The organism is Shimia sp. (assembly GCF_039969785.1).
Lineage (GTDB): Bacteria > Pseudomonadota > Alphaproteobacteria > Rhodobacterales > Rhodobacteraceae > Shimia.
The window spans coordinates 185,062-208,147 of the sequence record NZ_JBDVNC010000016.1; the positions used below are offsets into that span (position 1 = coordinate 185,062).

The following is a 23,086-nucleotide window of genomic DNA, read 5'->3' on the forward strand; positions in this document are numbered from 1 at the left end:
TTCGCTTGCACATCGCCCCACATGACAACCAGAACAGCCCCATCGTTGATGCGGACGACGCTCTGGTGCCCCTGAACTACTTCAATATCGTCAAACTGCAAAAGGGCGAAACATTCGAATATCGCGTACCGGGGTATGAAACCTGTGTGGTGCCTGCGACCGGGACAGTCGATGTCGATGTCGACGGCGCGACCTATCCGGATCTGGGCAACAGAACCGAAAACGTATGGGATGGTGAACCCGAAGGCGTCTATGTGCCAGTGGGTGCCAAGGTGCGCATCACGTGCAAAACGGATGCCACCGAAACCTTTATTGCCGGCGCAAAATACGACAAGGTTCTGGAACCTTTCGACGTGCGCGCCGATCAGCTGGACGTGGTTCAATACGGCTCGGACGACACCAAAACGCATCGCAAGATCAAGCATATTCTGGGTGCGAATTATCACGACAAAGTCGGGCGTCTGCTGGTCAGCGAACTGTACACAGTTGGTCAGGGCGGCTGGTCCGGCTTTCCCAGCCACAAGCATGACACGGACCGTCTGCCGGATGAAACACGTCATGACGAGACGTATAACTTCCGGTTTCGCCCTGATTACGGATCTGGTCTTCAGATGCTTCAGCGCGAAGACAACAAGCCCGGCGATGCCTATCACATCATGGATGGGTCAACGATCTGCATCGACAAAGGGTATCACCCCTGCGCCGCACTGCCGGGATATGAAATGTACTATTTCACTATCTTGGGCGGGCTCAGCCAGCGCGGCCTGAAACAGTATTTCCAACCAACCCATGCCGAGCAATTGCACACAATCCCCGGCATCCTAGATATGGTGGCAAAGTTCAAATGACATTGGTGACATTGAAAGACGTCCTGCAACCCGCGTTGCACAACGGACATGCTGTAGCAGGTCTTGTGACCCTTGGCTGGGAAGACATGCGCGCCTTTGTAGCCGCTGCCGAAGCCGAAAACACACCCGTCATTCTTCAGTCAGGCCCATCTTGCCGCGAACATACGCCCCTGCCCGTTCTGGGCAAAATGTTTCGCCATCTGGCCGAAGGCGCATCCGTGCCGGTCGTGGCCCATCTGGACCACGGCTATACGTTTGATGAATGCCGCGAAGCGATCGAAAGCGGGTTCACGTCGGTGATGTTTGACGGGTCGCGCAAACCGCTGGCTCAAAACATCGACGAAACCGCTGCCATTGCCGAAATGGCCCATGCTGCCGGCGTTTCCTGCGAAGGCGAGATCGGCTTTGTGGGCTATTCTGGTGGCGAAGGCTCAGACGGTACAGACCCTCAGGAAGCCGCGCAATTTGCCCGCGAGTCCGGCGTAGACGCCATGGCTATCTCGGTGGGCAACGTGCATTTGCAACAGGACAAAGAAGGTGGACTGGACGAAGACCGCATTCGCGCGATCGAAGCAGTTACAGAGGTTCCCTTGGTAATCCATGGTGGTTCCGGCGTCCCTGTCGCGCAGCGCACCCTGTTGGCTCAAACGTCGAAGGTTTGTAAATTCAACATTGGTACAGAACTGCGCATGGTCTTTGGCCAGGCGCTCCGTACGGCTGTTAACTCTAATCCAGAACGTTTCGACCGTGTCCAGATCCTCAAGGAAACACACGACCCGCTGGTTGTGGCAACACGCGAAGTTCTAAAAGCGTTCAAGGGAGCCTGAAATGGTTAATATTGGTATTCTGGGATGTGGCCGCATCGGTCAGGTCCACGCGAGATCGGTCGCACAATCCGAAGGCGCGGTCGTCACAGTCGTCGCAGACGCGTTTGAAGCCCCCGCTGCAGAGCTGGCTGCCCGGATCGGGTGTCAGGTGTTGGACGCAGACGCGCTGATCCAAAGCGCCGACGTTGACGCGGTGATCATCGGCACGCCGACCGACACACATTACGATCTGATCCACGCAGCCGCCAAGGCTGGCAAGGCGATCTTCTGCGAAAAACCTGTCGACATGTCTGCAGATCGCATTCGCGATTGCATCAAGGCCGTCGAAACGTCGGGTGTCGCATTTATGACCGCGTTTAACCGACGGTTCGATCCGAATTTCGCCAATGTGCGCGCCCGTATCACCGCTGGTGAAATTGGCAATGTTGAGCTGGTGACAATCCAGTCGCGCGATCCCTCCCCACCCCCGATCAGCTATATCAAATCCTCTGGTGGTTTGTTCCGGGACATGATGATCCACGATCTGGATATGGCTCGTTTCCTCTTGGGCGAAGAACCTGTCAGCGTCTACGCGGTCGGATCGTCTTTGGTGGATCCAGCCATCGGTGAGGCTGGCGATGTCGACACTGCAGCCGTGACCCTGACCACCGCGTCCGGAAAGATCTGCCAGATCTCCAACTCACGCCGGGCCACATATGGCTATGACCAACGCATCGAGGTGCATGGTGCCAATGGTATGTTGCGCGCCGAAAACATGCTGGAAAACACCGTCGAGTCCGCCACCGAATCCGGTTTCCGCCGGGCTCCTGCACAGCACTTCTTTCTGGAACGTTACGAGGCAGCATATCGGGCTGAAATCGCCGAATTCGTGACAGCTCTGAATGCCGGTTCGCAGGCTAACCCAAGCATTCACGACGGGTTGCGTGCGCAAGTTCTGGCAGATGCGGCAACCAAATCATACGAAACAGGCAAGCCGGTTTCTGTTCGCTGAGCCGGAACGCTCAGCTTAAGACCGAATACTAATCCAGGAATGGCGGCGTATTGTCCGCCATTCTTCGCCCGCCTCAGTCTTTCGGCGCATCAGGTGCAGCCGCGTGTGAGGCCAATGCTTTGCCCAGCAACGTCAAAAATTGCTCGGCTTCATCCTGATCAAGACCGCAGAAAATATCGTCCTGAACTTCGCGGATCATCGGCGTTAGCACCTGCAAAACCCGCGCGCCCTCTTCAGTTAGACTTACCTCGCGGGCGCGCCGGTCTCGTCGGCTAACGTTTCGACGAATAAACCCTTTATTTTCAAGCCGATCAATCACACCACCAATCGTGGCCCGATCATATCCGATCAGCGTCGCCACCTGCGCCTGTTCGACCCCCGGAAAAGCCGCCAGCGCCTGCATCGTCGCGAACTGAACCGGTGTCACGTCATGCCCGGTGCTCTGAACACGGGCCAGAAACACCTGTGTCGACACCTGATGCAATCGGCGGATCAAATGCGCGGGCATTTGGTACATTTCCAACATTTGGCTCTCTCCGCAACACAGTCGTCGCAACACGTCAGCAACTTAATAAGTATACATATCTTATTCATTGACCACAACTAATATGTATACATACTATATATCCAACCGACTCGACCCAGGGGTGCCCCATGCAATTCCATCAAAACGGCTTTCACGCCGGTGATCCTGACATCAAGCCCGCTGCTAATCAGGTTCAAAACCCTTCAGCGGTTGATGTTCTGATCATCGGCTGTGGCCCCGCAGGCCTTGCGCTCGCGGCACAACTGGCCGCGTTTCCCGATATCACCACCCGGATTGTTGAGCAAAAATCGGGTCCGATGGAAAAAGGACAGGCTGACGGCATCTCCTGCAGGTCAATGGAGATGTTTCAGGCCTTTGGATTTGCGGAGAAAATCATAAGAGAGGCCTATTGGGTCAATGAAACGTCATTCTGGTCGCCAGACCCCGAAAACCTAACCAACATCCACCGCTCGGGCCGCATTCAGGATGTCGAGGACGGCTTGTCGGAAATGCCCCATGTCATCCTGAACCAAGCCCGCGTGCATGATCGTTTTCTGGAAATCATGCAAAACGCACCAGCCCGTCTCGCCCCCGATTATGACCGCACATTGATAGACCTGACCGTCACCTCTGACGATCAAACCCACCCGGTTACCGCAACGCTGGAATGGCACTCTCCCGGCACGCAGCCTCAGCAAGAGACGATCAAAGCGCGTTATGTTGTCGGCTGCGACGGTGCGCGCAGCGTTGTCCGCCAGAAAATAGGCAGAACTCTCAAAGGCGACCGCGCCAATCAGGCCTGGGGCGTCCTGGACGTGCTGGCCGTTTCTGATTTCCCCGACTTTCGCCTGAAAGCACTGATCAAATCCGCAGGTGAAGGAAATATCCTCCTCATTCCACGCGAAGGCGGCCATTTGGTGCGCCTGTATGTGGAACTTGACGAACTTTCCGAAGGGCAACGCATTTCCACGAACGACCTGACCGAAGCCACTCTGATCGACGCCGCCAACCGCATTTTCTACCCTTACAGCATCGACGTGAAAGAGGTCGTGTGGTGGTCGGTTTACGAGGTGGGCCATCGCCTGACAGACAAATTTGACGAAGTCCCGACAGACAGGATCGAAACCCGGCTTCCGCATGTTTTTATCGCGGGCGACGCCTGCCACACGCACTCGGCTAAGGCAGGGCAAGGTATGAATGTCTCGATGGGGGACACGTTCAATTTGGGGTGGAAGCTGATCTCGGTGCTTCAGGGGCGCTGCCCGCCCGAATTGTTGCACAGCTATTCAGATGAACGCCAAAAGGTGGCCAAGGACCTGATTGAATTTGATCACGAATGGGCCCGCATCATGGGGGCTCCGTCGACGTCAGACACATCGTCAGCTCAAGCCCCCTTGTTCCAGCGCTACTTTGTCGAACATGGCCGATACACAGCGGGGGTTTCGGTCAAATACGAACCATCCCGCTTAACAGGCACACCCCAATGGCAACATTTGGCGACCGGGTTTGAAATTGGCACCCGACTACACTCAGCACCGGTAATCCGGTTTGCCGATGCAAAACCAATGCAGCTCGGCCACGTGATTGAGGTCGACGCCCGCTGGCGCCTGTTTGCTTTTGCGGACTCGGAAGACCCGATGTCCCCGAATTCGGCCGTCGCCAGACTTTGTGCCTATCTGAAAAATGACCCAACATCTCCCATCAACATGTTCACGCCACATGATGGCGATATGGATGCCGTCATCGATGTCAGGGCTATATATCAGCAACATCACCGCGACCTGAATATCGCCGCGATGCCTCAATTGCTGTTACCCGCCACCGGCAAGCATGGGTTGACGGACTACGAAAAGATGTTCTGCGCGGATCAGCGCAATGGCGACATCTACAATCTGCGCGGTATCGACCGGGAACAGGGATGCATCGTGATTGTCCGACCCGATCAATATGTCGGACATATCCTGCCGTTGGACGGATACGCGGAATTGTCCGCATTCTTTTCAGGCTTCATGATCGCGACTTAGGCCCCAAAAACGCAGGCCGGATTAGCCCGGCCTGCGTATGAATTCACACGGCGACCGACTTCATGAACCGATCACGTATCACCACAGGATCCATAGTGATCACCGGCATCTTGGCATTGCCGCTCTCACATTTGCACACGATGATGGTCATCTGATCACCGTCCAGCGCTGCCTGCAAAACGCGTCCGGTGTCTTCTGCCTGACACTCAATCACGTTGTCACACCCACACGCCTCGGCCACTTTGGCCAGCGACGTTTTCATGCCCGCATAGGTCGGCTGATCCCCGGTCGAGCCATAGGACCCGTTGTCGATAATCAGCAGCACATAGTTGTCTGCTACATTATTGGCAATTGTCGGCAAGGTGCCCAGATTGGTCAGAACCGACCCGTCGCCATCAATGGCAATAACCTTTTTGGGCTGCGATAAAGCCAACCCAAGCCCAATGGACGAGGCCAGCCCCATCGTGCCCAGCATATAAAAATTGGTCGGCTGATCATCAATCGCGTGCAATTCCTGACTGGGAATGCCGATGTTACAGACCACCAGTTCGTCCCGCAAAATTGGTGCAATCTCTTTCAGGATTTCAGAACGGATCATATCAATATCCTCCCCAGAACGACGCATCTGTCAGGATCGCCACCGGCTTGTTGCACATGAACGTATAGTCGATGATTTTGCCCAATTCCTCGACGTCACCGCGTTTGTGAAAATGGTAGGTCGGGATATTCAGTTGGGCCAGCAACGCTTTGGTATGTACAGCCATTTCCACCTGACACGCCACCGGTTCCCCCAGCTCGCCACGATAGGAAATCAGCATGGGCAGCGGCATCCGGTAATACTGGATCAGCGTTGCCAGCGTGTTGATCGTCACGCCGAGCGCGGTGTTCTGCATGATGATCGCAGGCTTCTTGCCGCCCATGAATGCCCCGGCACACAACCCCATGCCCTCGTCTTCCTTGTTGGACGGCACGTGATGCACATCAGGCGACGCTTCAAGCACTTCGATCACACCGGCCAGCTGCTTACAGGGCACCGTGGTGATAAAGTTTATGCCTCTGTCCGTCAGGTCAGAAACGATCCGTTTGTCTATGTCTGTGGCCATGTCTACTCCTGAGATAACTGTTCAAGCGCCAGATCTGCGATCATCGCGCTGACGCGTATGTTGCTGTCTACGGTCACACCGGCAATGTGAGGCGTGAGGATAAGATTTTGCAGCCCGTCAAAAATGCGGGCGGCCTCTTGTGTCAGCGGCTCGGTCTCAAAAACGTCCAGCGCCGCGCCAGCGATTTGACCACCCTGCAACGCTGCAGCCAGTGCGGCTTCATCAACCGTGCCGCCACGCGCCGCGTTGATCAACACCGCACCAGACTGCATCATCGCCAGCCGATCTGCGTTGATGATGTGGCGCGTCGCATCAGTCAGCGGCACATGCAAGCTAATCACATCTGACCCGCCCAGAACCCCCTCAAGATCACGCTGCTCGGTGCCTTTCCAAAGCGGGCTGTCAGACGGCAGAAACGGATCATACGCACAGGTTTTCATGCCCATCGCCTGCGCCAGTTGCGCCGTCACCCGCGCAATCTCCCCAAATCCGACCAACCCAAGGCATCGCCCGGCCACTTCGCGCCCGGAACAGTCACCGCGCGGCCATTCCCCGGCCAACATGCGCGCCCTGGCCTGATAGGCATCCCGCAACAAAATGGCCGCGTTGGTCAGCACATATTCCGCCACTGAAAGCGTATTGGCACCGACTGCGGGGCAAACTATGACATCCTGCGCCTTACAGGCCACAAGGTCGATATTGTCCAGCCCAACGCCCAAACGTCCGACCATTTTCAGGTCCGGGGCGCTTTGCACCAAAGCCTCTGTCACTTGCGTCCGGTTGCGCACGATCAGCACCTGCACACCCGCCATCAGCGCCGGAATGTCGTCTTGTTGGTCGGCCAGTTCAGGCGCATAAGTCGTTGGATGTGCAGCCTTTAATCTGGCCACAGCATCCTCGTCCATGAATTCAGTTATCAGGATCACGCGTCCAGCCCCGCAAGGCAGAGATACTTGCTCTCCAGATAATCATCCAACCCCTGAGAGCCGCCCTCCTTACCCATTCCGCTTTCTTTCAGGCCACCAAATGGCGCTTCGACGGTGGTGATCAGGCCCGAATTGATGCCAATCAACCCGTATTCCAACCCTTCATTCAACCGAAAAGCCCGCCCCAGATCACGGGTATAGGCATAAGCGGCCAATCCAAACTCAGTGTCATTGGCTGCGGCCACAGCTTCCTCTTCGGTGTCGAATTTAAACACAGCCGCAAGCGGGCCGAAAATCTCATCGCCCGCAACCTGCATCTCACTTGTGGCGCCGGTGATCACGGTTGGCTCAAAGAACGAACCACCGTGCGCATGGCGCTGACCGCCCTGCTCGATCTGCGCGCCTTTTGAGGTCGCATCTGCAATCATCGCTTCGACCTTGGCCACCGCGCCGTCGTCAATCAGCGGTCCTTGGGCAACACCGTCATCCGCACCGTTGCCAACCACCAACGCTGCGGTGGCGGCTTTCAGCTTTTCGACAAAAGCGTCGTGAATGCCCGCCTGCACATAAAACCGGTTGGTACAGACACAGGTCTGCCCCATATTGCGGAACTTCGCGATCATCGCGCCTTCAATCGCGGCATCCAGATCGGCGTCGTCAAACACGATAAACGGCGCGTTGCCGCCCAGCTCCATCGACACTTTCTTGACCGTGTCTGCAGATTGACGGATCAGCGTTTTGCCCACTTCCGTCGACCCGGTAAAGGTCACTTTGCGCACCTCCGGGCTGTCCATGATGGCACCGCCAATATGGCGCGAGCTTCCGGTCACGATGTTCACCACACCTGCCGGGAAACCAACATCCTGTGCCAGCTTGCCCCAGACCAATCCGGAATAGGGCGTTGCCGTCGCGGGTTTCGCCACAACTGTGCAACCCGCCGCCAAAGCTGGCCCAAGCTTACGCGCCAGCATCGATGACGGGAAATTCCACGGCGTGATCGCGCCCACAACACCCACCGGATGGCGTGTCACCAAAAGACGACGCCCGCCCATTGGTGCCGGGACAATCTCACCCTTGGCACGGCGGATTTCTTCGGCAAACCAGCGGATATAGGCCGCGCCAATGGCGATCTCGCCGCGGGCTTCAAACAACGGCTTGCCCTGTTCTGCGGTCAGCAACTGTGCCAGCGGTTCCTGATTGTCCATCAGCGCGTCGTGCAGGTCCTGCATCAGCTTGACCCGCACCATCAGATCCGTGCGCGACCAGCTTTTGAACGCCTCGCTTGCGGCATCAATCGCGCGGTTTGTTTCATCGGTGCCGCAGTTTGGCACCGTGCCAATCACCTCGCCGGTGGCCGGGTTGGTGACATCGATTGTTTCTTTGCTGTCAGCAGCACTCCAGCTGTCGCCAATCAGATTGGATTCGAGCAGAAAATCATTGAAGCTGGTCATTTCGTGTCCTTTGAAACTTTGAATTGTGTATGCTGGCGATACGTTTCGCCCGGACGCAAGACTGCCCCCGGAAACCCAGCGTGATGATTGGCATCTGGCCACCGTTGCGGTTCAATCGCAATCCCCGCATGTGCCCCCATGTTCTGATTATCCAGCCCTAAGGCTGTCGGGTTCACTCTTGCACCGTCATAAATTTGCAGCCCCGGCTCTGTGGTTCGAATGTCCAGCCGAACGCCCGAGACTGTTGACTTTACGGATGCCACATCGCGCAGCGCCTCAGGGGCGCTGGAAAGGCAGAAGTTGTGATCAAGCGGTGCACCCTGACGGATTGGCGCGGGTGTCCGATAATCAAACCGAGTCCCCGCCGTGGGTGCAATCTCGCCGGTCGGGATCAGCTCGTCGTCAACCACAAGATACCCATCCGCCGAAATCTGCATCAGATGATCCTCAACGGACGCACCGCCGTCCAGCGCCCAATACCCGTGATGCGCCAGATTGCACAACGTCGGCTTGGAGGTCACCGCCTGCATCACAACATCAAGCACTCCATCAGGTAAAAGCGAGAAGATCACGCTTGCCCGAAGGTCGCCGGGAAAGCCCATATGACCGTCTTTCAACTCTATCGAAAGGGTCACGCTGTTTGTTGTCTGCGCTTCGATCTGCCAAACTTTCTTTCCCGTACCGTCCGCACCGCCGTGCAAGCTGTGCTTGCCCAGATAGTTGCGGTCCAGCTGAAAAGTCTCTCCATCAATCTCAAAATGTCCGTCACGAATACGGTTGGCACACCGCCCGGCCATGGCACCGAAATAGGGGGATTGATCAAGATAGGGCGCAAATTCGGAAAACCCCAACACAAGCGATGGGTCATGCCCATCAAGGCGTAAGTCCTGCAGCACGGCGCCATATGTCATTACATGGGCGGTCAGTCCACCGCCTGTCAGCTTAACCCGCTCGACCGGATCTCCGTTGGGCATCGTGCCAAATATGTCGTTCATAGATACACCTCAATTGCCTGACCGGTTTTGGCGCTTTCTTCCGCAGCCTCCCCAACGATCACTGACCAAAGTCCGTCCAGCAAGGTCACCTCGGGCTGACCTGTGCCATTGCGCACAAGATCACGAAACCGCTGATGCTGAAAGAAGGTTGACCCATGGTGATCCCCGGCGGCCAGAATGGCTTCGTCCACCTCCACCTCTTCCCGGGTCACTGTCTTACTGCTCCGATCCGAAATCTCGATTTCAGATGCGCGTTCCTTACCATCTGCGGAAAATCTTGATGGTCCGGGCACCTTGGCATCGATCCGCGCCTTTTCTCCCGTGACCGAAATCACTTCCTGCCAATACGACCCCTCGGCAAACATGCACAGATCCAGCATCGCCCGCGCGCCATTGGCGAAATCAACAACCACATAGGCATTGTCCACAATATCGGGCTGTCGCCCGCCATAGGTCTCGTCCAGATGATTTACATCCACACCAGCTGACGCAAACACCCGCACCGGATCGCTTTCCAATGTAAGGCGCATCAAGTCCCAGAAATGACAGCATTTTTCCACCAGCGTGCCGCCAGTGCGCTTGGAGAACCTGTTCCAGTCACCAATCTTTTCCAGAAACGGAAAGCGATGTTCGCGAATGGACATCATGCGCGGTGTGCCAACGCTGCCTTTTGCCAGTTCCTGCAACATGCGTTGCACAGGCGGCATATAGCGATATTCCATCGCTACCCAAACCGGCGCGGCCCGGTTTTCGGCCAGCCGCAGCACCTCGCGACAATGGGCCGACGTCGTACACAAAGGTTTTTCGCAGAGAATGGGCAGGTTTGTGTCCAGCACGTCCAGCAAAATGCCGTGATGCGTGTCATTGGGCGCCGCAATTAACAACGCGTCACACACGCCTGCCGACAGCATGTCCTTGTAATCGGCATAGGTCGCCACGCCGCCTGCCGTGTCCGACGACAACGCCTGCATTCCGGCATCCGGGTCGGCAATTGCCGTGACTTCACATCCCTCAAGCAGCGACAGGTTGCGGATATGCTCCTGTCCCATCATGCCTGATCCGATAAGACCGTAGCGAAGTGTCATGTCAGCAAAGCTCCAGAACAGGAAGGTTCATGGCCCCGGCCACACCTTTCAGCGTTTCAACATGATCTCCATAAGCCAAAGCCATATGATGCTCTAATCCGCTGGCGATCATGCGATCCAGAACCGTCCTGGCGGGGCTGGAAAACTGCATCACACCGGATGTGCCGGTAAAGGCCATGGGCCGCTCCAGCATTTCTGCCGTGCTCAACACCATATGCGGCACCCTATCGGCCTGACTGATCCGCATCAACGTGACCGTGCCCGGCTTCAGCGGAAACTGAAATAACAGCGGCTGACGGCGATTGGTGTGTACCGTCGCTTCGGCCGCCACGTTGGGATCACGCATTGACATGGGCGCCTGCCCACAATGCCAGACAACGCCGGTATCATCGTCGCTGTCCATATCCACAAGATCGGTCAAAAACACTGGCGCCTGCGCGGCTTCCATCAGGATCAACTGGGTCAACGCACCATAGACATCCGCCTCGCATGCGCACGGCACTTTTGCCTCGCCCAACATGCCCGCCGGGCCACAAACCGCCCCGCCATATTCAGTAAAGGTCTCGGGCCAACACCGAATGGCAAAGGCATCATACTGCCCCGCCCCGCGCAACGCGTCCAACCCAGCCTTAAGCCGCAAAGACCGATCCAGTTGCGGCTGATCAACTTCGTCCAACCCGGCCAGAACCTGATCCGCCTCGTTGCGCAACACTTTTGCGGTCAAGTCCGGCACCGCGCGCGCCCTGGAAAACAAGTCCTCCAAGGCCAGCGCATCGACCGTCACCCCAGCAAGCGCCCGCATTGCGTCGCCATCATAAGCACAGGTGTCAAACCCCTCTGGATGTTCACCAATCCGGGCAATCCGACGTCCGCGGATCGCGTCTGCAATCCGGGTTCCGTCCTCGGTCGCAGGCGGCCGATCACTGGCGACCAGCTTTCCGGCCTGACGCTGACCACTTAGCACGTCCTCCAGATCAGATGCGACATCCGCGCCCGGGTCCGCATACAACCAGCCAAAATCACGCCCATTGCGGCGCAACGCATGACTGGCCAGATTAAGACCGCAAAACGCATTCAACCGCAGACGGCCACCATTGCGCGGCTCGGGTACGGCCCAAATCGACAATGGTTGCTCAAACGCATTGGCCACCGCCACCGTCATCGACGCATCCGTAAACGTGACCTGCAAAAGCATCACGTGATCCACCCCGGCAGCTTGCAACGTGGCAATCCCTGCCCGCGTTGCATCTGCATCAAACAGCAAATCCCGCGGCCCGCAAATCTCATGACCGGTCGCATCCAGGGCCGTCAGCATCGCTGCCAACTTGGTTTCGGCGTAAGGCACGTCAAACGTCGGACGCCCCAGTGGGAGAATTCCCAGTTTCATTCAGGCCACTCCAAAATCCGAATATCCACTGCGGAAACTCGCGTCACCGGGCGAAAATTTCGCACCATCCGCGCCAAAACAAGCGTGTTTTGACCAATTGGCCGCTTTGGCATCCGCCAGCGCCGAAATATCGGCCATATAGTCTGCAGCCCCACCTTCAAGACCCGCCCGAATGGCATCCCAATCCGGGTAAGCCTGAAACGCATCCAGCCAGATCGCCCGACCCGCCAAAAAGCCCGAGGCCCCGGCAGAAAATGCGTGTTCCAAAACCTTGCGGAACTCCGGCTTGCCTGCCCCCGCGCTCAGCATCACCCATGGGCGACCTGCAATCCGGCCCATCTCGTCAAACACCGCCTGAACGTCGGCGGACCCATCTGCATCAGCAGCATTGACCGGGCTTTCCAGCTTGAAAACATCTACGCCGTATTCCGGCTTGGCAAATTCTTCGACCGACGCCAGAACGTCGTCCGCTTTTTTGCCCTTCATCTCAACATATTCTTTTGTCTGATGCGCATCCGCCGCCAGCGGATAAACCAGCAGTTCAAACAGGAACGGAATGTCATAGCGCGCGCATTCCTCGCCAATCCGTTTGACGTAGTCCTGTTGAGCCTTATTTACCGCATCCCCCGCATCGGGCCGGTACCACGCCAGAACTTTGACCGCGTCGCCGCCCATGCGCTTGATCTTGGCGACGGTCCAGTCATCGATGTCAGACGACAAACGACCTTCGGGGGTCTCCTCAAACAACGAATCCTCCAGCGTCACGATAAGCCCCTTTTGTGGAGACAACACATCAACGCTGTAGGGAATGGCATAATGCGGGTCCAACAGCATCGCTGTGCTTTGATCCTGCAGGGTCTCCACCAGCAACCCCTTAAACCGCGCGACCTGTTCCCAGGGGGCGGCATCAACGCCCAGATGGGCGGCGATTGGTCCCTTGATCGGGGGTCTTTGATCCACGGCCGTCATTTTGAAGATGCCATTGGCATCTGCCATACGGCGTAGTCCCCAAAGTTTTCCAGGGGTAAGGGTCATGTGGTCTTCTCCTTAAGGAATTGTTCTGTCTCAGATCGGGTAGGTGCTCCCTCCCGACCGCCTGATTTCGTGCATTTCAGTGCCGCCGCCGCATTGGCAAAACGGATCGCATTCAATTCGGATTGGCCTTCACACAGCGCCAGCGCAAACGCGCCGTGCCAAACATCGCCAGCCCCCAACGTATCGACCGGGTCGACCTCAAAGGCTGGCACGTGCCGCATATTGTCCTGATCGGTAAACCAGACACCGTTTTCGCCGTCGGTCACACAGACCCAACAACCATGCTCTGCCCGCAGCTTGGTCAGCGCCTCTTGGGGCGTGGTGCCCGGCACCAGATCGCGCAAACCCTGCAACGAAAACGCGGCGTGACTGGCCAGCGCGACAAGGTTGGGATCAACCGGCGCCTCACCGTCCAGAATGCCCGGAATGCCGCGCTGCTGCGCCAGCATCAAGGCATCCCTGGCCGCGGAAACGCGGCGCGTATCGGTCAAAACAGCCCCCAGGTTTTGAACGCTGTCAAACCAGCTTGTGTCCAACACAAGCCCCTGCCCGCGAAAGTTTACAATCTGACGTTCGCCACGCTGATCAATAAAGACCGAAGAATACGAACTGCGCGCGCCCGGCGTGCGCGTCACATTGGACGTATCAACATTGTCCCCTGCCAACCCGGCAATCACCAGATCACCAATTGGATCGTCGCCTAGGCGCGCCCCTAAAATGGCCTCTCCGCCTAGCCGCGAAACCGCAACTGCAGAGTTCGCGGCACACCCCCCACCAACAATCGCCGCACTTTCTGTACCGTATTTCTCGGCCTTGTCCGGCAGCGTCTCCAGATGGAACACAAAATCCACAACGGCCGCACCAACACACAGAACTTTGTTCATTATGGCACCTCTAACCCGCTGGGCACTGCATCCGGACGCCCGAGACGGCCCATGACTGACTTTGTGCCGGTCAAGGCGTTCAGAAAGGCCACGATCTGTGCGATTTCCGGGTCACTCAAATCCTGCGACGGCAAATCCAGTTGCGACGCCAACCGCGCCCGTTCGCGCAAATCCTGCATGGGCAGCATGTCACCAGACGCGAGCCATGGGACGTCTGGCAGTTGCGCCATGTCTGCACGCCACGCTTCAAATCCCGCGCGCGCGTCCAGGTGATGCCGGACGATACCCTCTAGTGTGGCATAAGCACCATTATGCCCGTAAGGCGCTGTTAATGCGATATTTCTCAACGAAGGTGTGCGAAAGCGATACGCATCCTCAAGACGGTCAGACGCACCCATCCGCCCCACATCCCGCACTATCGGATCCCACTGGCGCGTTTTACCCGGACCAAAATGCGGCAACATCAACGCGTGGAAATCCTGATCCGTCAGCAACGGCCCCGAATGACATGCACTGCAATTGGCCTTGCCATAAAACAACGCCATCCCGGCTTGCTGCGTATTGTCCAGCGCCGCCGGATCTCCGGCCAGATAGGCGTCAAACGGGCTGTCATAGCTCTGAAACTCTGTCCCCTCAAAGGCGGCCAGCGCATTGGCGACATGGGTAATCGTGATGTCCAGCGGTTCATTCACATCATCAAACGCCGCTTCAAACATCTCGGCATATTCCGGGATCACCCGCACCCGCTTGGCCAGAATGGGCCAAACCGCGTCAATCCGATCATGGGCAGCCCCGGCCACCTGATTTTCCTTAGGGTTGCCGGCCATCTCAAATTGCGAGGTCATCGGAAACAATGCCTGCACCGCGAGGATCGAATTCAGCCCCTCGGGCAACCATTCCTGCGCCGGGGTATCAAAACCGTTGTCATAAATATCGGATACAGAAACGCGCCCATCATGAAACATGACGTCGACGTCCCGCGCCCCAAGGTTCCACAGCGCGGGCGCATTTCTGGGAATACGCTTGATGATCCGTGTATCCCCTTCACCGGGCAATCGATCGGGACCCAACCCGGTGCCGCCTTCGCCAATCCCCAAGGACAGGCCGTCGCCAGACCCATGTTCAGGATGATGACAGGTTGCACAGGCGATATTGCGGTTTCCTGACAGGATCGGATCAAAGAACAACAACTGGCCAAGCCTGGCCTGATCGCTATCGAACTGCACAAAATCAGAGGGTTGCATTGGCGCCGGAAGCGGGTTCCCATACGCGGGCGCGCATGCAAGCGCGCCAAAAAAAACAACCAGACCGGAGCCGATATGAAACACCTTGCCCTTGCGTTCTTGCTGACCTCGACCCCCGCGCTGGCCGAGATTGAAACCGCGCGTGACCTGATGGATGCCAAGGATTACCCCGCCGCGATGCAGGAACTTTTGCCAGCCGCGCGGTCCGGCAATGCCGAAGCCGAAGAGCTGATCGGTGTCATGTACGCACTGGGACTGGGGGTTGCGCGCGACGATGTCCGCGCCTTTGAATGGTATCTGCGCGCCTCGCTCAAGGGACATGCCGGGGCGCAATCTGGCATTGGATGGTATTACGAGGTTGGACGCGGCATGCCCGCTCCAGACCTTGTCAGAGCCTACATGTGGTACACGCTTTCCGCCATCGGGGGCGACCCGGACGCTGCCATTTCCCTTGAGGAAGTGGTGAAGAAGATGACCAAAGAACAAATTGAAAAGGCTCATGTTTTGGTGGACGACTATCGTGTGTGGCTCTACCCGTTCCGGTAGGCCAGTAGAGGGGCCACCGTGCTGGCGGCCCCTGAATGTTGAGAATGAAGATCAGTTCAGATCTTTCATCATCCCGGCGTCAATGTCTGCTTCTGCTTCGGCAACCGCACCAACCAGCGCGTCAAAGATTTCTTCGCCGCCATCGATGTTGGCCTTGAACCAGTCATGAACCGGCGCAGCGGCCTCTTTGAAGGCTGCTTTTTCGTCCGGAGTTGGCACGTAGAGATCACCACCACCGGCAACAAAGTCCTCATAGGCCTGGATCGACTTGCGCTTGGGCGAGGCAAACGTCGCCTGCTGAAGTGCCGAGAACCCGTCAACCACAACACGGCGCATGTCTTCTGGCATGTCCATGAACTTGGCGTTGTTCATCCACCACAGCGCACCCATATAAGCGTGCCCATCAAGCGTCACATACTGCAGCCCCGCATCGGGGAACTTCATGCCCATGATGTCGGTGATGCCGTTTTTGGAACCTTCAACCACACCGGTCTGAAAGCTGGTGAACAGCTCAGGCCATGGAATTGGTGTCGGCGATGCACCCAACGAACGCACCAGCTCTTGCGGCAGGTCGGCAACCACGGTCCGGATTTTCAACCCTTCCATGTCAGCGGGTGACTGCACACGACGTTTTGTGTTGGCAAAGTTGCGCCAGCCGCCGGTGTTACCAATCGTCATCAAACGGATCGCACCACCGCTGTCATTCAGCGCCATTTCACGCATCTTACGTGTGAAATCACCCGCAAGCACAGTTTCTGCAATCCGATCATTCGCCATCAGATAGGGCAGATCAAGAACCTGCACATATGGGAAGATGCCCGATGCACCACCCGAGGTCGAAATGTACACGTCAATCGTGCCATCTGCGACGCCCTGCAAACACTCAGCACCTTTGGCGCAAAGCTGGGTCCCGATGAACAATTCGACTTCGATGGCCCCGTTAGACGCGGCTTCTACGAAGTTCTTGAACACAACCAGACCATCATAATCTTCGTCGTTTTCGTTTGAGTTTGCGGTCGCACGGATCGTGTAATCCGCGGCTTGTGCCGCAATGGCTGACCCGGCGAGCATCGCCGCTGTTGTCAGCACCTTTAGGGTCGATTTAATCATTCACTTCCTCCTTGTGAACTTTCAGTTTTTTATTGAACGAAACCCGTTAGCCTAGGGATCGTCATGCAAATTGCCGGCACGTAAGTGATCAGGAATATCACCGCCACCTCGACCAGCAAAAAGGGCAGTATTGCACGTGAAATCGCTTCCACTTTTTCGCCAGACACAGAGCTGGCCACAAACAGAACCAATCCCATCGGCGGCGTCGCCAAACCAACGGTCAGGTTCACGCTCATGATGATAGCGAAATGAACCGGGTGTACGCCCAGATCCACAAAGATCGGTCCCAAAATCGGCCCAAGGATGATGATCGCCGGGCCCGCATCCAGAAACATGCCAACAACGAACAACAGAATGTTGATCAGGAACAGCAATATCAACGGGTTATTGGACAGGTTCAGAATGAAATGCGCCATGGTTTCAGGCGCATGCGACAGGCTGACAACCGTCTTGAACGCCACTGCTGCACCCACCAACAACAACACTGTCGACGAGCTCAGCGCTGCGCGCAACAACGCCGCTGGCAAATCGCCAACCTTCATGGACCGCAGAATAAAGAATGACACCACCAAAGCATAAGCCACCGCCACCGCGCTGGCCTCTGTTGGGGTGAACACACCTACCAGAATACCGCCCAGAATGATAATCGGCGTCTGCAACGGCGCCACGGCCTTTTTGCAGATAATGCGGAAATCGGGCTGCACCTTTGTACGCAGCCGCATCAGCAGCAAATGCGCAATCGGCAGGAACACCAGAAACACGAGCCAACCGTTGGCCGTGATATGCACACCCGCCAGACGCAACAACGCGGATACGCCAAAGAACAACCCGGCCAGAACACCGGCAAAGTTCAGGCGCAGCAGGACAAAGCTGACATAGGATTCCAAGCGTGTGATCGTCTGCCCCGTATGCACAATCCGTTCGGCTTTGGGCAGGTCATATTTGTCCGCCATCAGGCGCACCACCAACATCAAACCGACGCCCACCATGATGCCCGGAACAATCCCGGCCAGGAACAGCGCCGCAACGCTTTCCCCCATCACATAGGCATAGATAATCATGATCCCAGAGGGCGGAATGATCGGCCCGATCACCGAACTCGCCGCCGTCACAGCCGCCGCGAATGTACGCGTATAACCGTTCTTTTCCATCGCCGGGATCAGCGTGGACCCCAACGCAGAGGTGTCGGCCACGGCCGAGCCGGAAAGCCCGGCAAACAAGATCGAACTCAGAATATTCACATGGGCCAACCCGCCCCGCATATGCCCCATCAGCGCCTGACTGAACTCAACCAGACGGGTGGTGATACCACCCCGGTTCATCAGTTCGCCCGCAAGGACAAAGAACGGCAATGCCATTAGCGGGAAACTGTCCATGCCATTGTAAACATTGCGGTACAAAAGCGCGATGTCGCGCTCTTGCCCGTTCAGCATCAACAACAATCCGGGCGCGAACAACAGGGCAAAAACAACCGGCAACCCGATCATCAGGAAGACGAGGAAAACTGGCAGAAACAGCGCAAGCATCAATCGGCCTCCATTTCAAATCCGGACCCATCGTCATCCGGCAAGGACGCGTTGGGCGACACCAACATAAACACCGAACGCAGCAACAGTTCGACATTGACCGAGACTAGCAACAGAACACACAGGTACAGCGACCCATACATATAGCGCAGCTTTACCTTGATCGATTCCAGCCCGATCCAATCGGCCGGAATTTTCAGGGAAGAGCTGTCAAAATTTCCGCCAAATCCCACCGTGTGTTTGTGACCATGCTCGACAGCCACCAACAAAACCGCCAGCGACATCAGCAAAAGCACAATAGTCAACGCGGCGGCCACGGCCTTTGGCAACGCGGACGCCAGCATATCAATCGACACAAACCCACCCCAGCGATACGCCGACGGCGCCACCAGACCGGTCATCCACAACATCAGAAAACGGGCGGCCTCATCGGGCCAGGGCAAGGCGCTGTTCAATACATAGCGACAAAAGACCTGTGTCAGAATCACGATGACCATCAAAGCCAACGCCATCCAGCCAATGGTCCTGCCGACACGCAGAAGCCACGTATTTACCCATGCAAGTAAATTCAAAACTGCCATTCTATTACCTTCCTCCCCGAAGGTCCCAGATTAGCTTGCGCAAAGACGGTTCGTTTTTATTTCGTTATTTTCGATTAAGATCACAATCCGAAGCAACCTGTCAAGAAAAACAGCACGGCGGTCGTTCAGGCCTCGACCAGACCTACCCCATGCGTTTTGCACAAGGCACGCAAGGCGTCCGGGCATCGGCTGTCTGTCACCAAAGTGCGCACCTGTGACAAATGACCGATACAAACCGCCGCCATTCTGTCGAACTTGGAACTGTCCACAGCAAGAATCACGTGGCGCGCATTGTCTATTATGGTCCGCGCGACCGACGCTTCGCGCAGGTCGTAATCCAGCAACGCTCCGTCCGGCCCAAGCGCTGCGGCGCCGATCACCGCTATATCTGTACGGAACTGGCGTATGAAATCCACCGCCTGTTCGCCCAGTATCGCCCCGTCTGACGCGCGTACCACACCTCCGGGCACGACAACCTCAACACCCGGAAAACCCCTTATTTCATTGGCAACTGACACGGAATCCGTGACAATCCTCAACCCGGTGTGATGTTGCAAATGGCGCGCCACAGCTGCCGTGGTGGTGCCCGAGTTGATCATGACGGCGGTATTGTCTGGCACCATGTCAGCCACTGCACGCCCGATCATCTCTTTTTCTTCGCGCGCAATCTCCTGTCGCACGGAAAACTGCGTATATTCTGTTCCTGCCAAAAGAGACGCGCCGCCATGAAACCGCATGACCTGACCCTCAGTCGCCAGCTGGCTCAGGTCTTTGCGGATCGTTTGTGGCGTTGTTGCCAGCAGCGCGGCGAACTCGTCCACCGTCGCGCGACCGTTTTGCTTCAGGTGTTTCAAGATCGAAGCATGGCGCGTTTGCGTGTTCTTTGACGTCCTCATTGCTTTCGTTCCTGCAAAATTCACTTTCGTATCTAACGGCAAACGAAAGCTAAGGACAAGGATTTTGCGGGTTTTTAGCCCAACATTCATATGAAATGGCCACCCGCGCGCATGACAGCACTGCTCACATATCGCGGCGATGCCCTGCTATCCCATTGAAAGCACAGGACTCCCCTGTTCGCTAAATCAGATCAGAACCGCGCCACAGCCGATCGCACGTGTTTCGGTTGCGGCAGAGCGGTTTTTCTTCGCTCTGCCAGCTTATTTCCACCTACAGAGTTTCAAAGTTCGACGGAAACACGACAGAGCGGTTAGCCGACGACGTTGAACTCCGGTCCATATGGATAGCCCGTGATGTTGTCATTCCCGTCTTCGGTGATGACAAGAATATCATGTTCACGATATCCACCCGCACCAGCCGCGTCGGCGCCAACGGTCAACATCGGCTCCATCGAGATCACCATGCCCGGCTCCAGCACCGTTTCGATATCTTCACGCAGCTCCAACCCGGCCTCGCGACCATAATAATGCGACAACACCCCAAAGGAATGGCCATATCCAAACGTCCGGTACTGCAACAAATCCCGTTCCGCAAAGAAGGCATTGATCTCCTGAGTGATGTCCGCACAGGACGCGCCGGGTTTCAAAAGAGAAATGCCCAGTTCATGCGCCCCGACATTGGCCTGCCACAGCTTAAGGCTGGCCTCGTCCACTTCGCCCACAAAAAGAGTGCGCTCCAAAGCGGTGTAATAACCTGAAATCATTGGAAATGTGTTCAGGGACAGAATATCTCCGCGCTGCAACTGCCGCCCCGTGACCGGGTTATGTGCGCCATCGGTATTGATACCGGATTGAAACCAAACCCACGTATCCCGGTACTCGGCTTCTGGAAACCGCTTGGCAATCTCAAGCTCCATCGCATCGCGACCGGCCATAGCCACGTCAATCTCACGCACACCTTCTTTGATCGCGTCGCGAATGGCATATCCACCCACATCAGCCACCGCCGCGCCTGCCCGGATCAGCACGATTTCGGCAGCCGATTTGTGCATCCGCTGGCGCATCGTTGGTTCGTACAGATCCACCATCGTCGATGGGGTCAAAAACCCGGTCAGCTTGCTTTGCTGCAATAGGGTCAGGTGGTCGCCTTCGAACCCAATCACCTTATTCGCCCCGGTCACCGACAAAATCGCACGCCAGTAATTGTCGCGCTGCCAGTCGGTATAGGTGATGTTATCGCCATAACAGCGCCGCCAAGGCTGACCCGCGTCAATCCCGGCCGAAATTGTCACACACTCGGTTGGCGTCACAACCAAACCGTAGGGACGACCAAAGGAACAATAGGTAAACCCCGAATAATACGAGATATTGTGCATCGACGTGAAAACGGCAGCGTCGACGCCTGTATCGGCAAGGATTTGGCGCAGACCCGCAATTCGGGCCGCATATTCGTCATCTGCAAACTGCAGAGACGCTTTTTCGCCATTGTGAAAACGATAGAATTCTGGACGTGCAGTCATTTTGACCTCCCGTGAAAGAGGTCCCGGCGTTCAGGACTGTTGAAAGTAGCGCATTCCAATGTGGAATGTGGCGACGCCATCGCCGGTGCTGCAATCGGTATAGGGCCAGGCTTTCAGCAAAACAACGTCAAAGGTCGATGTCAGGCACCGACGACCGCCGCCTGACCCATTTTTTCACAGGTAATCAGATTTCATCAGCCCAGGGCGGATTGGCCCCGGCGCGCGACACTGTCACCGAAGACACTTTGGCACCATTCACAAGAGCCTCCTGAAAGGCTTCGGGTGACAGTTCCCGAATTCCCGACTTGGACAAGCCGCCGGTTTTGAACAATTGCGCTAACACACCTGCATTGAACGTATCCCCGGCCCCAACGGTGTCTACAACTTCGACCATATTGGCCGGGGCGGACACGCTTCTGCCACCGGGCAAAAACGCCATAGATCCTTCGCTGCCACGCGTCAGAATGACGACCGCGGGTCCCTTTTCAAGGATCAGGGCCACCTTTTCGTCCAACGAAAGCGGCTCGGCGATGATCCAGTTCACGTCTTCGTCTGACACTTTGACAATGTCGGCGCGCGCGATCATGCGGTCTAGCCGATCCCGATAGCGGCCCAGATCATTCACAAAACCTGGCCGGATATTTGGGTCTATCATGACCACACGGTTCGCACCCTCGCGTTCCAACAACGCCGCATATGTGTCTGCGCCGGGCTCACAAGCCAGACTGATTCCACCAAAATACAACGTCGACACTTCGTCAGTGATCTCAGGCAGATCCTCTACCGACAGCATGCGCCCGGCCGAGTTTTCGTCAAAGAACGTGTAAGTCGCATGACCGTTCAGAAGATGCACAAACGCAAGCGTTGTGGGCCGTTGCGAACGGATCACCAGCGACGTGTTCACGTGACTGGCGCGCAATGACTCGGTCAGCTGATGCCCAAACGTGTCCTCGGACAGCCCGGTCAGCATACCTGCCGGAACGCCAAGGCGCCCCAAAGCGATGGCCGTGTTGAATACGGCCCCGCCGGAATGGGGAACGAACCCGTCGCGCCCGGTATCTGTTGCAGCCGGGATCATATCGATCAGGGCTTCACCGCAGCATAGGATCATAAGTATTCGCTTTCTCAGTTCTTAAATTGTCAATTCGGGTTCACTTGTATCACGAGGCATCCGCAAACTGCGTGACATTGTCCTGTTCAAGACCCGGTCTCTCAACTCATTTATGCGGCCATTCGTTCAAATGCCAAGGGTTTTTGGACCTGTCCCGGAATTGTTTCGCGCCTTTGATTTGGTATTTTGCCACAACGGAAAAATATCATGGCACAGCAACCAACCCCAGAATTCCGCGCGGAAGCAGTGCGAGTAGCGTTGACCAGCGGCCTGCCGCGAATGCAGGTGGCGGCGGATTTTGGCGTCCATTGCCCGGCAGACGATTGCGAAGCAATCTACCGTGAGGGTGCTTCTCGACACTGAGACGTTGGATCCAGCAGAATCGGCGCAATCCTTGGAAGCCAGCCGCCCAGTCCGATCTTGAGCGCGAGGTCGCCGAACTGCGGAATGAGAACCACTTGCTTCGGGAG

General features: G+C 56.6%; 22 protein-coding genes. 5 read left to right on the plus strand and 17 right to left on the minus strand.

The window, feature by feature from the left end:
* Positions 1-5: 5 nt before the first annotated feature.
* The 3 genes from ABJI08_RS07550 to iolG are packed head-to-tail and all read left to right on the plus strand — an operon-like array spanning position 6 to position 2,666.
* Positions 6-848 carry a 5-deoxy-glucuronate isomerase gene (locus ABJI08_RS07550; protein ID WP_348401208.1) on the plus strand — a complete coding sequence of 281 codons (843 nt, stop codon included), beginning with the start codon at positions 6-8 and terminating at the stop codon, positions 846-848.
* On the plus strand, positions 845-1,675 hold the full coding sequence (locus ABJI08_RS07555) for a class II fructose-bisphosphate aldolase (protein WP_348401209.1): 831 nt from the start codon (positions 845-847) through the stop codon (positions 1,673-1,675). Before ABJI08_RS07550 ends, ABJI08_RS07555 begins: the two co-directional genes overlap by 4 nt.
* Position 1,676: 1 nt before the next feature.
* Positions 1,677-2,666, plus strand: coding sequence for an inositol 2-dehydrogenase (gene iolG, locus ABJI08_RS07560; protein WP_348401210.1), 990 nt, complete (start codon positions 1,677-1,679; stop codon positions 2,664-2,666).
* A gap of 73 nt (positions 2,667-2,739) precedes the next feature.
* Here the strand turns inward: iolG and ABJI08_RS07565 are convergent, their stop codons facing one another.
* A complete protein-coding gene (locus ABJI08_RS07565) occupies positions 2,740-3,192 on the minus strand; it encodes a MarR family winged helix-turn-helix transcriptional regulator (protein ID WP_348401211.1) in 453 nt (150 codons plus the stop codon).
* A gap of 128 nt (positions 3,193-3,320) precedes the next feature.
* Here ABJI08_RS07565 and ABJI08_RS07570 point away from each other — a divergent pair, with 128 nt between their 5' ends.
* Positions 3,321-5,216, plus strand: coding sequence for an FAD-binding monooxygenase (locus ABJI08_RS07570; RefSeq protein WP_348401212.1), 1,896 nt, complete (start codon positions 3,321-3,323; stop codon positions 5,214-5,216).
* Between the two features lie 43 nt (positions 5,217-5,259).
* On the opposite strand, the gene comE is transcribed toward ABJI08_RS07570, so the two are convergent.
* Genes comE through ABJI08_RS07620 form a run of 10 tightly spaced genes read right to left on the minus strand, consistent with a single transcriptional unit; the run spans position 5,260 to position 15,326 of the window.
* Positions 5,260-5,814, minus strand: a complete 555-nt coding sequence (comE, locus tag ABJI08_RS07575) for a sulfopyruvate decarboxylase subunit beta (protein WP_348401213.1) — start codon at positions 5,812-5,814, stop codon at positions 5,260-5,262.
* A gap of 1 nt (position 5,815) precedes the next feature.
* Positions 5,816-6,319: a sulfopyruvate decarboxylase subunit alpha gene (gene comD / locus ABJI08_RS07580; protein ID WP_348401214.1), complete on the minus strand. Its 504-nt coding sequence runs from the start codon at positions 6,317-6,319 to the stop codon at positions 5,816-5,818.
* A gap of 2 nt (positions 6,320-6,321) precedes the next feature.
* The gene (locus ABJI08_RS07585) at positions 6,322-7,245 is read right to left on the minus strand and encodes a hydroxyacid dehydrogenase (RefSeq protein WP_348401215.1); all 924 of its coding nucleotides are present in this window, start codon (positions 7,243-7,245) and stop codon (positions 6,322-6,324) included.
* Positions 7,242-8,696, minus strand: a complete 1,455-nt coding sequence (locus tag ABJI08_RS07590) for an NAD-dependent succinate-semialdehyde dehydrogenase (RefSeq protein ID WP_348401216.1) — start codon at positions 8,694-8,696, stop codon at positions 7,242-7,244. The genes ABJI08_RS07585 and ABJI08_RS07590 overlap by 4 nt, the downstream gene beginning before the upstream one ends.
* The gene (locus ABJI08_RS07595) at positions 8,693-9,691 is read right to left on the minus strand and encodes an aldose epimerase family protein (RefSeq protein ID WP_348401217.1); all 999 of its coding nucleotides are present in this window, start codon (positions 9,689-9,691) and stop codon (positions 8,693-8,695) included. Before ABJI08_RS07595 ends, ABJI08_RS07590 begins: the two co-directional genes overlap by 4 nt.
* On the minus strand, positions 9,688-10,776 hold the full coding sequence (locus ABJI08_RS07600) for a Gfo/Idh/MocA family oxidoreductase (protein ID WP_348401218.1): 1,089 nt from the start codon (positions 10,774-10,776) through the stop codon (positions 9,688-9,690). The genes ABJI08_RS07595 and ABJI08_RS07600 overlap by 4 nt, the downstream gene beginning before the upstream one ends.
* A 1-nt stretch (position 10,777) precedes the next feature.
* On the minus strand, positions 10,778-12,163 hold the full coding sequence (locus tag ABJI08_RS07605; RefSeq protein ID WP_348401219.1) for a hypothetical protein: 1,386 nt from the start codon (positions 12,161-12,163) through the stop codon (positions 10,778-10,780).
* Positions 12,164-13,198, minus strand: a complete 1,035-nt coding sequence (locus ABJI08_RS07610) for a tagatose 1,6-diphosphate aldolase (RefSeq protein WP_348401220.1) — start codon at positions 13,196-13,198, stop codon at positions 12,164-12,166.
* Entirely contained in the window at positions 13,195-14,082 is an 888-nt protein-coding gene (locus ABJI08_RS07615) for a PfkB family carbohydrate kinase (RefSeq protein ID WP_348401221.1), read from the minus strand. Before ABJI08_RS07615 ends, ABJI08_RS07610 begins: the two co-directional genes overlap by 4 nt.
* On the minus strand, positions 14,082-15,326 hold the full coding sequence (locus tag ABJI08_RS07620) for a cytochrome c peroxidase (RefSeq protein ID WP_348401222.1): 1,245 nt from the start codon (positions 15,324-15,326) through the stop codon (positions 14,082-14,084). Before ABJI08_RS07620 ends, ABJI08_RS07615 begins: the two co-directional genes overlap by 1 nt.
* A 75-nt stretch (positions 15,327-15,401) precedes the next feature.
* On the opposite strand from ABJI08_RS07620, the gene ABJI08_RS07625 reads away from it, so the two are divergent.
* Complete coding sequence (locus tag ABJI08_RS07625; RefSeq protein ID WP_348401223.1) at positions 15,402-15,872, plus strand: tetratricopeptide repeat protein; 471 nt, start codon at positions 15,402-15,404, stop codon at positions 15,870-15,872.
* A gap of 51 nt (positions 15,873-15,923) precedes the next feature.
* Here the strand turns inward: ABJI08_RS07625 and dctP are convergent, their stop codons facing one another.
* The 6 genes from dctP to ABJI08_RS07655 all read right to left on the minus strand — a co-directional run bounded on the left by dctP (position 15,924) and on the right by ABJI08_RS07655 (position 22,616).
* Positions 15,924-16,982, minus strand: coding sequence for a TRAP transporter substrate-binding protein DctP (gene dctP, locus ABJI08_RS07630; RefSeq protein ID WP_348401224.1), 1,059 nt, complete (start codon positions 16,980-16,982; stop codon positions 15,924-15,926).
* Positions 16,983-17,011: 29 nt separating this feature from the next.
* Positions 17,012-18,508, minus strand: coding sequence for a TRAP transporter large permease (locus tag ABJI08_RS07635; RefSeq protein WP_348401225.1), 1,497 nt, complete (start codon positions 18,506-18,508; stop codon positions 17,012-17,014).
* Positions 18,508-19,089: a TRAP transporter small permease subunit gene (locus ABJI08_RS07640; protein ID WP_348401226.1), complete on the minus strand. Its 582-nt coding sequence runs from the start codon at positions 19,087-19,089 to the stop codon at positions 18,508-18,510. Before ABJI08_RS07640 ends, ABJI08_RS07635 begins: the two co-directional genes overlap by 1 nt.
* 125 nt (positions 19,090-19,214) lie before the next feature.
* On the minus strand, positions 19,215-19,985 hold the full coding sequence (locus tag ABJI08_RS07645; protein ID WP_348401227.1) for a DeoR/GlpR family DNA-binding transcription regulator: 771 nt from the start codon (positions 19,983-19,985) through the stop codon (positions 19,215-19,217).
* Positions 19,986-20,296: 311 nt separating this feature from the next.
* Positions 20,297-21,505, minus strand: coding sequence for an aminopeptidase P family protein (locus tag ABJI08_RS07650; RefSeq protein ID WP_348401228.1), 1,209 nt, complete (start codon positions 21,503-21,505; stop codon positions 20,297-20,299).
* A gap of 184 nt (positions 21,506-21,689) precedes the next feature.
* Positions 21,690-22,616, minus strand: coding sequence for a carbohydrate kinase (locus ABJI08_RS07655; protein ID WP_348401229.1), 927 nt, complete (start codon positions 22,614-22,616; stop codon positions 21,690-21,692).
* Between the last annotated feature and the right edge of the window lie 470 nt (positions 22,617-23,086).